Origin of the sequence: Paracoccus suum (assembly GCF_003324675.1) — a bacterium.
Classification (GTDB): Bacteria; Pseudomonadota; Alphaproteobacteria; order Rhodobacterales; family Rhodobacteraceae; genus Paracoccus; species Paracoccus suum.
The window spans coordinates 1,762,028-1,773,621 of the sequence record NZ_CP030918.1; the positions used below are offsets into that span (position 1 = coordinate 1,762,028).

At 63.9% G+C, this 11,594-nt stretch carries 14 protein-coding genes; 1 reads left to right on the forward strand and 13 read right to left on the reverse strand.

From position 1 onward, the window contains the following. Positions 1-146: 146 nt before the first annotated feature. The 7 genes from DRW48_RS08580 to DRW48_RS08605 form a co-directional block, all read right to left on the reverse strand. A complete protein-coding gene (locus DRW48_RS08580) occupies positions 147-791 on the reverse strand; it encodes an antitoxin of toxin-antitoxin stability system (RefSeq protein ID WP_114077457.1) in 645 nt (214 codons plus the stop codon). Beyond that, positions 784-1,200 carry a hypothetical protein gene (locus DRW48_RS08585; protein WP_003167753.1) on the reverse strand — a complete coding sequence of 139 codons (417 nt, stop codon included), beginning with the start codon at positions 1,198-1,200 and terminating at the stop codon, positions 784-786. Before DRW48_RS08585 ends, DRW48_RS08580 begins: the two co-directional genes overlap by 8 nt. A 74-nt stretch (positions 1,201-1,274) precedes the next feature. After that, entirely contained in the window at positions 1,275-1,469 is a 195-nt protein-coding gene (locus tag DRW48_RS08590) for a hypothetical protein (RefSeq protein WP_035284207.1), read from the reverse strand. A gap of 9 nt (positions 1,470-1,478) precedes the next feature. Continuing rightward, positions 1,479-1,625 (reverse strand): hypothetical protein, encoded by a 147-nt coding sequence (locus DRW48_RS16295; protein WP_241963215.1) that lies wholly within the window; start codon positions 1,623-1,625, stop codon positions 1,479-1,481. A 326-nt stretch (positions 1,626-1,951) separates the two neighbouring features. Continuing rightward, on the reverse strand, positions 1,952-2,566 hold the full coding sequence (locus tag DRW48_RS08600; RefSeq protein WP_479684907.1) for a hypothetical protein: 615 nt from the start codon (positions 2,564-2,566) through the stop codon (positions 1,952-1,954). 138 nt (positions 2,567-2,704) lie between these two features. After that, positions 2,705-2,869, reverse strand: a complete 165-nt coding sequence (locus DRW48_RS16125; RefSeq protein WP_199286077.1) for a hypothetical protein — start codon at positions 2,867-2,869, stop codon at positions 2,705-2,707. Between the two features lie 1,027 nt (positions 2,870-3,896). Beyond that, positions 3,897-5,990 (reverse strand): ParB/RepB/Spo0J family partition protein, encoded by a 2,094-nt coding sequence (locus DRW48_RS08605; RefSeq protein ID WP_114076043.1) that lies wholly within the window; start codon positions 5,988-5,990, stop codon positions 3,897-3,899. 361 nt (positions 5,991-6,351) lie between these two features. Between DRW48_RS08605 and DRW48_RS08610 the strand changes: the two genes are divergently transcribed. Continuing rightward, a complete protein-coding gene (locus DRW48_RS08610; RefSeq protein ID WP_199286078.1) occupies positions 6,352-6,654 on the forward strand; it encodes a hypothetical protein in 303 nt (100 codons plus the stop codon). Positions 6,655-6,777: 123 nt separating this feature from the next. On the opposite strand, the gene DRW48_RS08615 is transcribed toward DRW48_RS08610, so the two are convergent. The 6 genes from DRW48_RS08615 to DRW48_RS08640 form a co-directional block, all read right to left on the reverse strand. Beyond that, positions 6,778-7,719 carry a hypothetical protein gene (locus tag DRW48_RS08615; protein ID WP_114076045.1) on the reverse strand — a complete coding sequence of 314 codons (942 nt, stop codon included), beginning with the start codon at positions 7,717-7,719 and terminating at the stop codon, positions 6,778-6,780. Then, a complete protein-coding gene (locus DRW48_RS08620; protein WP_114076046.1) occupies positions 7,719-8,672 on the reverse strand; it encodes an ArdC family protein in 954 nt (317 codons plus the stop codon). The genes DRW48_RS08615 and DRW48_RS08620 overlap by 1 nt, the downstream gene beginning before the upstream one ends. A 158-nt stretch (positions 8,673-8,830) precedes the next feature. Next, a complete protein-coding gene (locus tag DRW48_RS08625) occupies positions 8,831-9,088 on the reverse strand; it encodes a hypothetical protein (protein WP_114076047.1) in 258 nt (85 codons plus the stop codon). A gap of 156 nt (positions 9,089-9,244) precedes the next feature. Next, complete coding sequence (locus tag DRW48_RS08630) at positions 9,245-9,622, reverse strand: XRE family transcriptional regulator (RefSeq protein ID WP_114076048.1); 378 nt, start codon at positions 9,620-9,622, stop codon at positions 9,245-9,247. Between the two features lie 254 nt (positions 9,623-9,876). Beyond that, on the reverse strand, positions 9,877-10,764 hold the full coding sequence (locus DRW48_RS08635; protein ID WP_114076049.1) for a HEPN domain-containing protein: 888 nt from the start codon (positions 10,762-10,764) through the stop codon (positions 9,877-9,879). Positions 10,765-10,773: 9 nt separating this feature from the next. Then, a complete protein-coding gene (locus DRW48_RS08640) occupies positions 10,774-11,589 on the reverse strand; it encodes a hypothetical protein (protein WP_114076050.1) in 816 nt (271 codons plus the stop codon). Positions 11,590-11,594 lie beyond the last annotated feature (5 nt).

The window sequence follows — 11,594 nt, forward strand, 5'->3', positions numbered from 1 at the left end:
GGGAGAGCAGGACAGGATCGAGCCGCGCAGCGCTCTCTCTCGACCGCACAGGCTCAAACCCGTCCCGGCCTCCTCTGACTCTCGAAAGGTAGGCCGTGGCCGGCATTCAAAAAGCGCCCTGCCTAATGGCAGGACGCTTGCAGGGTTCAACCGAAGCGGCGGCCGGTTGCCGTGAACGTGTATTCGTTGGCGGTGATCGCCTCGTCGACGGCCTCGTCCGAGGTGAGATACTCGTATTCGCGTTCGAGCTGCCGGTAGAGCCAACGGGCCAGGTCGCGCAGCGCCTCGGCCACGGCGTCTTCCGCATCGGCCGTCATATCCTGATAGGTTGGACTGTCGCGCTCGACCGAGATCGTCATGCAGTATTCGTGGTAGTAGTGACCGCGATGGCTCGCCTCGGCGCGAAGCTGGTAGAAATTACGCCGCTGGACCGCCTGAAGCGCCTCGGCGATGCGGTGCAGTTCGGCGTCTTGCGGCGCGTGTTCCCTGATCCGGCGCGGGGCGTTTTTCCGGTAGGAATAGAAGGTCTCGAAGCAGGCGCCGTCGCCCTGGCTCCAGAACCCCCGAAACCAGATGCAGGGCTTCTGCCGGGAGCCGACGCCGTTGAGCCGCATGCTGCGGGTTTTCAGCCGAAGGCCGAGGATTTCCGCGATCTGTTGGAAATCCTCGTAAACGGCATCATACCAGTCGTAGTCGAAGCCGCCTTCGCGATACCAATCGCGGGCCTTCTCCTTGGCGGCGTCAGCAAGCTCGTCGAGCTGATAGACCGTGGTTTCGATGACCTTACTCATCTGAGCCGCCTCCATCGAGAACCTGGGCGAGCCAGCCATCGGTGTAGGTCCATGCCACCGTCTCGCCGGTGGCGAGGTCGAGGACATGAGCGCCGCCGCCGAAACCGTCGAGGCGTGGCCGCGAGCAGGTGTTGGCGTATTGGAAGCCCCAGAGACCACTGAGGCGGAACTCGGTCGCGCAGATCTTCACGAACCGCAGCAGACGCTCGGGATCGCCTGTCTGGTCATCGCGCATCCAGAGCCGGGCACCCCCGTGCTCCGGCTGGATCGATAGGAGAAACCCCTCGGACGGCGGTTCGTCGGAAGCGCCTTCCTCCGAAAGCTTGTTGTAGAGGTCAAGCGCTCGGGCGGCATTATCGGGCGTGCCGACGTCAAGCAGGCACGAGAAATGGGTAAAGTAGTTGGCCATGTCAGGCTCCTGAAACGAGAAAGCCCGGCGCGATGGCCGGGCGAGGTTCAAGGGATGGACGCGGTGCGGAAGCGTCAGAGGCGGAACTGCGCCACAAGCCGCTGGGCATCGGCATGGTGGCGCAGCATGTCGCGATAGAACCGCTTTCGCGCGCCCCGCAGTGCGGGATCGCGCCGGGCCGATAAAGCCAGCTTGCAGCGCGCGGCGCGGATTACGGCGCGCTGGCTGTCCCAGACCAGGATGTCGAGGCGCAGGTAGGTCGCATACATCGCCACCACCTAGACGTTGATGCGTTCGCACAGAGCGTCGATACGAGTCGGATCGAGGCCGGTATGCGCGCCGTCATTGGTGACGATCTTTTCGAGCGCAGGTTCGAGATCGCCGCGCCCAAGGGCGAGCTGGAGGAGGCGCAGCCCCGCCAGCAAGGCGTCGCGCTCCTGGGCGGTGATGCCGATGGTAGGAACGCCTCGACGGCTTCACCGTCGTCGAGGAGGCGAACGCCGCTGTGCTCGTCGATCTCGTAATCGTCGAACTCCTGCACATAGCCGGTGGGGAGCCATGCGCCTTCGTAATGAACGCTCCGGACGAGACTTCGCGCCTCTTCGGGCGTGTCGGCCTCTAGGACGGTTTCGTAATAGACGAAGGCGTCGTGGCCTTTGCTGACGACGAATTTCTGCATGGGAAAACTCCATAGGTGAGAACCCGGCGAAGCGAAGCGCCGGGTCGGATGGGTGGAAATCGGGGGATGGGATCAGGCGGCCTGAGGCAGCCGGAGCAGATCGGCGGCGGCCTCGCGCCAGAAGGGGTCGACCAGGCGTGCTTCGAGCAGGCCGACCTGGTGGCGATGATTGCGGGCCGCACCCTGCTCGCCCCGGCCGGAGGCGGCGAAAGCCAGTCCGCGCAGGCGGCTGGCTTCGATCACGATCCGACGGGCCTCGCCGTCGCTGGCGACAGGCTGTTGCCAGAGAATGATCCCGGCGCGGATTTCGCCGGCCAGAACCAGATTCTGATCGTTGTCCTGGATGACGGCGAAGCGTGGATGAAAGCGCAGCGTCTTATCTTGTCCCACGCCAATGCCGCCGCGCCTGACCGAAACGGCCGCGAAGCTGGTGGCGTTCTCCAGCGACGGGCGGTCGCCGAGAAAGACGCTGCGGTCGAAGCTGTCGGCCTCGTCGGTGCCGGCATAGCGGGCCGTGCCGATGCAAGTGATGCGCAGCGGCAGCTTCGCGGCAAGGCGCAGCCGGGGCAGGATCTGATGCGCGAGGATGTCGCCGATCGGGGCGAAGGTGGTTTGAGGTGCATGGGCCATCGCAGGATGCTCCAGGACGGGCGCCGGGAGCTCTCTCTCCGGCAACCAACCCGTCACGGAAAACCCGTCCGCACTCTCACTCTCCCTTGTCGGGGCATGAGCCGGTGCCGCTGCCGGCGATGAGCGGTAGCGCAGCGCTGAAGGCCCGGACGCGATCTTGCGCTCCGAGCCGTCGGGGTGAGGCGCTGTCGCGCCTCAGCCGAAGGGATCAAGTTCCAGCCTGACCATTTCTTCGTCGCCATCGAATTCGTTGGCGGGCATGGCGCCGTGAGTGCCGTCCCCGGCCTGGTAGACGATAATCGAAACCATCAGCGTGGTGGCTAGGCTTGCGGCGAAAGCGGTGGCATCTGCATAGGACATGGTTCCGGCTCCTGTCTTGGGAGGCGGGGGACCATCCCCCGCGCGACAGGCGCCCGAAGTGTCTGACCGGCTCTGCAATCACCCTCGGGCGTTCGGACGTTTTCCGAATCCCCGAGGGCGGCACGCGCGCGTAAGCCGACCCCTTGCGGGTTGATTGATAAGGAGACGGATCGGACCAAGGTTGCGAATGGAAGCGGGATGGTGTCCGCCATCAGACAAAAGCCGGATCATCAATCTAAAAGGGTGCCATCGCCCCCCGCACTTCCCGCCTGTTGGTGAAGCGAAGATGTTTGAGGGTGTGAGCTGTCCGGGCACGAGCTTGGCCCGCTATGGCGTTTCATGGCGCCGAGGTCGACCGGTGGAATTGATGAAAATACTATGAGCGGCCGGTTGCGTCAGGATGGAATTCATACGCGCTCGAAGCTTTGATTGGGCCTCTTGTTGAGGTGAAGCCATGAGCAGAAATGCACTTTTGCGGGCAACGATGAAGACGAACGAGAGCAGCCGATCATCCTGGCGTATGGCGATGACGGTTATCGGAGCGGCGTTTGGGGTCTGGACGAAGTCCGACACACCGAATCAACGAGGCGATCGACACTCATGATGAATGGGTATGTGACGGGTAAGTCCGCCAATGTCGGTGGAGAGCGACGGCGTTATACGGTCATTGAGAAGCCCGATGGGTGGTGCGTTAGCCTGAACGGGATGACAACGGGGGCGTTTCCGAACCGGGCCGCGGCTGCAACTGTGGCGAGGAGCCTCCAGCACCAAGCCGATAACCTCAATCACGTCTACGAGCGGAAATCCCACTGAGAGGGGAACCGGCTACCGCCATTTGACGGCCGGCTGGTAGATATATGTCGGAGGTGGGAGTTCCCTGAAAATGAAAAAAGGCCCGACGACGGATCGCCGGGCCTTGAAGCTGAAGATGAAGACGGCGGGGCGGCTTCGACCGCCCCGCCGGGGTTTGGCGTCATTCCGCGGCGATCATCGATGGCGCCTCGGCTTCCGGATCTTCGGCGGTTTCCTAGTCCTCGTCCTCACCGGCAAGGAAGGCTGGGAGCGCCGTCTCGGCCTCGCCTTCCGAGGCATCGGACGTGGTCGGCTCGTCATAGTCGATCAGGCGCAGCGGCTCCGGTAGCCAGCCACTGTCGGCCAGCAGGCGTTCGGCCTCCTTGGCCATGTCGCCCTTCTTCAGGTGGTCGACGAGCTGGGCCGCGCGTTCGCCCGCGCCTTCGCGGACGGCCGCAAGAATGCGGGGCTTGGTGACGCGGCCGAGATAGTTCTCGACCGTGGGTCGGAAGCCGACGTCCACCATGTCGAGGCCGGTGGCGCGGGCCAGTCGATCGGCCTCTGCCATACGCCGGTCGAGGCCCGACTGCGACACGCCGCTGCCGCTGTAGGGATTGGGCCGTTCATAGAGGGCGTTGATCCCATAGCTGACGCAATGCGCTAGCAGCGCCATGCGGCTGGCGTCGTCGAGCACGGCGAGCCAGTCCCACAGCGCATCCTCATCGGCTGGTAGGTCAGCCTTCCAGTCCTCATGCCGCTGGGTGACGGACTTGGCATAGGCCGTCTCGGCGAGATCCTTGCCTTGTTCGCGGAAGAAGACGTGATTGACGGACGCCTGCAGGCTCGCGCCGGAGGTGCCCGTCCGCTGGAAGGTGTCGCGCACGAGCTTGTGCAGCAAGGCGGTAAACGCGACCTGGGGATTGGCGCCCACGGCATCGCGGAGCGCCAGGGTGCGGTGCGCCGTCAGTTCGGTAACGAGCCGTTCGGGCAGCGGCTTGATGACGTCTTCCTCGTCGTCATCCTCCGGTTCGGCCGACTGGCCGTCGATGGTGATGACGGCGCGCTGGACGGTGCCTGCAGCCGCGACTTCGGTACCGGTGGTTTCGGCCTCGCCGTCGGGGTCGTCGACGCCGACCAGCGTCTCGTCCTCCGGGCGCACATAGCCGCGATCGACGACGGGCTCGCCATCGCGGTCGACGCTGATGAAGACGCCGCCACGCGCGATGTCGGCCGGATCGTAGATGACCGGGCGCTTTTCAAAGGCTTCGAGCGCCGTCTCGATCTCGCCGAGACGCTGGTCGATCTCGTCCGGCAGCTCGTCGGCTTCCGAGTATTCAGCTTCGATCCGTTCGTATTCCTCACGCAGGGCTTCGCGGGCCGCGCGCTCGTCATCGTTCAAATCGACCAGGGTGAAGTCGAGCGCCCGAAGCCCCTGGTCGTAGCCATAGGGCAGATCGGTATCGACGGCGATCCACTTCCAGCCCTCGGCGGCAATTTCATCGGCGAGGGTCTTGAGCTTCTCGCCGACCAGACGGTCGAGAAGCGCGGGGTCCTGAAGCCAGCCGCCTCCATCGGTCTGGAAGAGATCGCGCAGCACGCTGCCGCCCGCCTGCTCATAGGTTTCGATGCCGATGAACAGGGCGCGCTTGTCGGTGGCCGGCACCGTGGTTTCAGTGAGCAACTGGCGGATATACCAGGGCTGGCGATTGTGGGAGGTCTGGACCGTCTCCCAGACCTGCTCCTGGCGGGCATGGTCGGGATTGACGGTGAAGGCCATCAGCTCTTCGAGCTTCATGCCGTCCTCGGCATAGATGTCGAGGAGCGTGGGCGAGACAGAGGCCAGACGCAGGCGCTGCTTCACCACCTGCGCGGTCGTGAAGAAGGCCGCAGCGATCTCCTCCTCGCTCATGCCCTTGCGGCGCATGTCGTAGAAGGCCCGGAACTGATCGAGAGGATGCAGCGGCACGCGCTGGGTGTTTTCGGCGAGGCTGTCGTCCTCGGCGAGAATCGACGTGGAGGGATCACGCACGACGCAGGGCACAGGCGCGGTCCTGGCGAGACGCTTCTGCTTCACGAGGATGGCGAGCGCCTGATAGCGGCGACCGCCGGCGGGAACTTCATACATGTCGGTCTCATCGCCCCTGGCGTCGAGGACCGGGCGGACATTGAGGCTCTGGAGGAGCGTGCCTCGGCGGGCGATGTCCTCGGCCAGTTCCTCGACCGAGACGCCGGCCTTGACGCGTCGGACATTCGATTGGCTGAGCACGAGCTTGTTGAAGGGGATGTCGCGGGAAGGCGACAGGATGATTTTCTGGGCGGCAGTAGCCATCGTGGTAGTCTCCGCGACGGGCGCCGAGAGCCTCTCTCTCGACCCGAACCCGTCACGAAAATCCCCACCTCCCTCTCACTCTGCTGGTCGGACCCTGTCGTCTGGCTAGGGGCGAGAACGGAACGGCGATGTTCAGGACTGTCTTCCTGTGCCATAGGGATTGCATCGCCTGCGGCTTGAGCACCGCATCGATCGCATCAAGCGTTTGAACACTGGGTCACCGACTATGTCGGGCGGCCCACGGAATAGAATACCCATCAGCGTCGGGCTTGCCCGGCGTGGGAAATACGTGGGGCGCGGTTCCCAGTGTTCACGCGTGTTCAACCGTCCCGGCGCCAGTCGGGGCGGCGGGGAATTGTCTATGGACGCTATGATTTCTGGCTTTAGAAATCCGCCCTGGGCGGACTTGGCGCGCGTTCTGCGCCGATGGCTGGGCGCGTCGCCAGCCCGCCATGTCCGCTTTTCCGAGGCGGACCGGGCCGTCATCACCGCGCAGGGCAAGGCACTGATGCTGTTGGCGACAATGCTTCACGCACGGGGCGTGATGGATATGGAGGAGTTCGCCGGCACGCTCGGCGTGTTCAGCGTAGTTGTCGCTGAGGACAACGCGGCCGAAGGCGACATTCTCGCTGTCTGGGCAGGGTTGATGAAGGACGGCCGGTAGGCTGAGCGTCGTAGCGCAAAGCTGCAAGCTGACGAGCCGGAAACGCGGAAAACCGCAGAACCGGACACCCGGAAAGACGGAAAGCCGGAGAAGCGGCTTTGCGCATCTGCGGCTTTCAGGGAATCAGACCCCGCACATGCCCTCGCACTCGTTCGGCCAGAGATCGAGCTGGCCGCGGTCGGCGGCCGTCGATAGGTGGGCTTGGTCGAGCGGCACGGCGGAGCGGTGCAGATAGACTTCGGCGCGGATGCCGCGGAAACCGGTGCGGATGGCGGCGTCGACCGACACGGCGTCCGCCCAGGCTTCATGGTCGCGCATCTGTCGCCAGTGATCGTCGGAATGAAACGGACACCCGATGCAGGCGCTTTTGGGCGGCAGCGGATAATCATGCCGTTCCAGCCAGCGCAGACAATCCCGGCGGGTCAGGCCCCGCTCGATCAGGGGCCAGCGGTTGACCTGCCAGCTCTCGAAAGAGGGTTTCATGCGAAGCGCCTCGTCGAGCGAAATCCCGATCCATTGCTCGGCGACCGGCGACGTGGGCGAGCGCCGCCCTGCGATGCCGAGCAGCTCGCGCACTTTCCGCTTGATCGGCACGATCTTGTAGTCTCCGGTGCATTGGCAGCGGATCATGCCGATGCTGGCCCGCTCGGTCGCCACGATGCGGGAGCCGACGACGACGAGATCGCCGTTTTCATCCTCGTCATAGACGGGAAGCTCGCTCCCGGCAGGCGTCACGGTGCGGGTGAAGGCTGGAATGGAGGCCCAACGCTCGCCCTGTGCGCCGGCGATGAGGTCGGCGCGCAGATCCCCGCCTGAGACGATATGGACGGGAAACGGCAAGACATTGGGCGACCGCAGCCAGGCGAGATGGTCATAGACGGCCTGCGGCTCCCACCCGGTGTCGGCGAAGATGGCGCAATCGGGCATGGGGCCGACTTCGCCATGCGCCGCCATCAGCGCCAGCGTGGTGGACTGGACGCCGGCGCCCAGGCTGAGGACGCGCAGGCGGATGTCGGCCGACTGCGCGGGGTCGGGGACGAAACCCGGAAAGGCGAGCGCGTTCATCACGCCGCCTCCTGCTCGTCGTCGTTCTGGTCGATGCTGCCGGCATGCGGCAGGAAGCTGAGAAGCCAGTCGGCCGCCTTGCTGGCCTGCGAGGCGGCTCGGACGATGGCGCGGTTGTCCTCGCGCAGCACCTCCAGCCAGGAGCCGATATAGTCGGCATGGCGCACGGTCGGGACGATCCCGAGCGCGGCGCAGCTATAGGCCGAGATCAATTCGGCGGTGATTTCCTCGACCGAATAGAGCTTCGAGCCGAAGGAGCCTGAGAGGTTCCGGTTCAGCCGGTGCTCTGCGCCGCTCGCGTGACCGAGTTCATGCAAGGCCGTCCGGTGCCAGTTGATCGGCTCGAAATAGGCGGCTGGCGGAGGGACTTGCACGTAGTCGAGCGACGGAACGTAGAACGCCCGGTTGCCGCCAATGCGGAAATCGATGCCGGTCGCTTTGATGAGCGCCTCCACCTGGGGCTCGATCATGCCGGGCGGCGGCGGCGGCGCGGTCGCCTCGATGTCTTCGGGCAGGTCGTCGCATTGCGCCGTGTTGAACACCGTGAAGCGCTTCAGGAACGGGATCGCCTGCGCTTCCTCGCCAGCCTCGAAGGCGCGGCGCTTCTCGTCCTCCGGCGTGAAGCGGTCGGCATAGACGACGGTGGTGCCGCGCTCGCCCTTGCGGACATGGCCGCCGAGCGACAGTGCCTGGCGGAAGGTGAGCCAGCCCTGGCCGGGAAAGCCGTGCTCGATGACGGCTCCCCAGAGGATCAGGACATTGATGCCGCTGTAGCTTCGCGAAGTTGCGGCGTTGCGCGGCAGGCCAAGCGGGGCCTTGGCCGCCGACGTGCCCCAAGGCTGGACCCACGGCACGCGGCCAGCTTCCAGCTCCCCGATGATCTTGTCGGTGATTTCGTCATAGAGGTTCGCCCGGTCGGCTCCGGCACGAACGCGGCGATCGTTTCTGGACATCGCGGCTCTCCGCGACGGGCGCCGGAAGCCTCTCCTCCAGCTCTCTACCCGTCACGGCAAAACCGGTCCGCACTCTCACTCTAATAGTTCAGGCACTGCATCGTGTGGTCGGGCAGCGCCATGATCGGCGCGGTGCGATCAAGTGAAACGGCGCGTGATCAAGCAGTGCGCTCGGACCGCCAGTGGCCATCTTGGCCCTTGGCGAGCCGCCAGTTCTGCACGGTTACGAGCGTGCCGCGGGCGGTGCGATAGTCGGGAACGGTGAGACGGATGGAATCGCCTTCGGCGCGCCATTCCGCGATGACGGTGACGCCGTCGCCGAACTCGACCAGGCAGTCGGGCGCGGCCTTCCCATCATCGTCGACGGTGACGCGGCCTTTCCGAAAGGCATGGCTATGAGGAAACAGGAAACGCATTCGGGCGCTTTCTCCTTCTCGGCGTCTTACGCCTTGAAGATCGCGCTGGACGATCGCCTGACAAGGGGGCGTTGCGGGGTCTCCCCGCAGAAGGGGGTGTGCCGGCGACCTTGGCGCCGGCCAGGGGGAAGGCTTTCCCCCTTCACCTGAATTTGCTCACCTGGTCCCGGCCTGCTTCCGACGACGGGCCACGGTACGAACGCCAGCACTATCGCCCATGGTCATGTCACCCAGGCTATGGAGATGAAGCGCCGGATGCGATGGCAGCGTCACCGTAAGTTCGAGCTTGCCGCCGACGGCCTCGACATAGCTGCGCAGCGTCGAGAGATACATATCCGCCTGCTTTTCGATCTTGGACACCGACGGCTGCTTGATGTTGAGGGCCGAGGCGATGTCTTCCTGCGCTTTGCCGGCGATCTGGCGCAGCTCGCGCAGACCCTCGACCTCCTGCCGCAGTTCCTGATAGCGCGCTTCGATAGCTGCCTGTTCGTCAGCAGGAAGCCCGGCAATGATTTCGTTCAGGCTCCGAGCCATCTCAACGTCCCTTCTTTGCGGATTTCAGGCTTTCCACATGCTCGGAAAACCGTAGATCCGCTTTTGCGATGAGCTGCCGGTAGAACCGCTGCTGACTCTCGCCGGATGCATCGCCCGCTACGCGCCCGATAGTGCTATTTCAACGTTCATAGCCTCAAAGCTATACCGGATCAACAAAACCACACGCGACCAAGCGAGTGATCATCCACCGTGGAGTACCGCCCCGATCGCTAGACACTTTATCGAGCGGACTTTCAGATCGTGAAAGCGGGTCTCGGTCCCGGCCAATCGGGATCGGTTTCCATCTGGCTTGCGAGATCGGCTGCTGCGACCCGCCTCAGGCTAGACGCCGCAATGAATTGGACACCGAGCGCCAACCTGACAACCGAAAGCCGCTTCAAGCCTGCGGGCTTATATCGGCTCGCAACATAGGGCGGCAGGCTCGCCACCACGGCTTGAACTCGCGCATCGTCGCGGTGCGGCCGTGCGGTAGCCATACGCTGGGCGAGCACAGCCAAGTTGTGACCGTCCTTGCCTTTTCGGAAAGAGTCGGGATCGACACCATCCCAAACCAATGCTGCCTTTATGGACAGCTCGGCGGCCATGCAGATTGGCTGTACTACCGAGTCGTGGCTGAACGAGGTGGGCAATGTGTTCGCCACGTCTTCGAGATTCGACCCCGCCATCCGCCAGAGCGTCACCGCGCCAGCATTGCGTTGCTCAACCTCGTTGAGACCCATTGTGAAATCGTGAATGTCCGCGCCGGCAAAGGCGACGCCAGCGGCGATCGACCGATCTTGGCGGCACCAATTCCACCATTCCTCCGCATTCTCGAAGCCCGTTATCTGCCAAGGCTGGAGAGAATTCTGACCGAACAGGACGGGGAAAACGGCCTTTCGCACCTGATCGACCGAAGCTACCAATCCGATTCCGGCACCGGGCCAACTCGTCTCGACTTCCGGCATCATGGCCGCATAAGCATCCATGATGCGTTTGACCTCGGGATTGCCGCCAACCCCCATCACGAAACTGGAGCCGAGCAACTCCATCGCGGCCCGGAACGGCCGCTGGTGAATGTGAACACCATTCTCGGCATATTTCAGATCCAATCGGCGCAGATCGTCCGCCGTCCACCTACTCATTTGGGTCTCCTACCGACCGTTGGCTAAGCGCCGGAGGAAGGTTCGCGCGGTAACAAGCACGACGTGGAGACGGAAGGTGCTGTGATCCTCGTCCGAAAGACCGGGGTGCGATCCTTCGGTGTGCAGCATCTTGAAAAGGCCATTGACGTAGTTCTTCCCGTCTCCGGTCCATTCATTGCGGCTCGTCGACAAGAAGCCGATTTCCGCCAGCAATGCCCGGCGATTTTCGGAGCTGGGCCTTTTCGCTGCATCTTCCGGGCGGACGTTGCGGGCAATGTCGTCGAACAGGCTTTCAAGGAATGTGCGAAGTTGTCCGTTGCAGGCAGCCCAATCGCCGCGGGTGTGCGCCTCGATCGCTTGATCGAGATGACCGAGTGGGGTCATGAAAGCGAAGGATTTTAGGAGCCGATGCACTTCATCGTCGGTTTCGGGAAGCTGGATTTCTCCCGGCAGCGCGGCTCGAATTGATGCGTTCCGACCATTGTCGTCCCAGACCAACACAAAGGCATCGCGGGCAAGCCCACGGGCAAACGCCGTCTGCAATGGATGAATCGCGTCGGGTTGTGCCAGCAGCGCCGCTTGGCGCACGACGGCTTCGCCGAGCGTCATGCGACCATCGAGCGTGTCGAGGATTGCATCGACGCGCTGGACGACAATGCGTCCAAGCAGATCGCATTTTTTCGCGACGCTGATGCCGGTATCTGACGAAATCTCATCCTCAAGCGCGAGACGAAGCACAACCTGGTTGAAGCGCGCCTGGCTGTGCTGTTCGAGCAGTTCGACGGCAGCAATCAGGGTCGGACGGGTGAAGGGAGCTGATTGCATTGGCG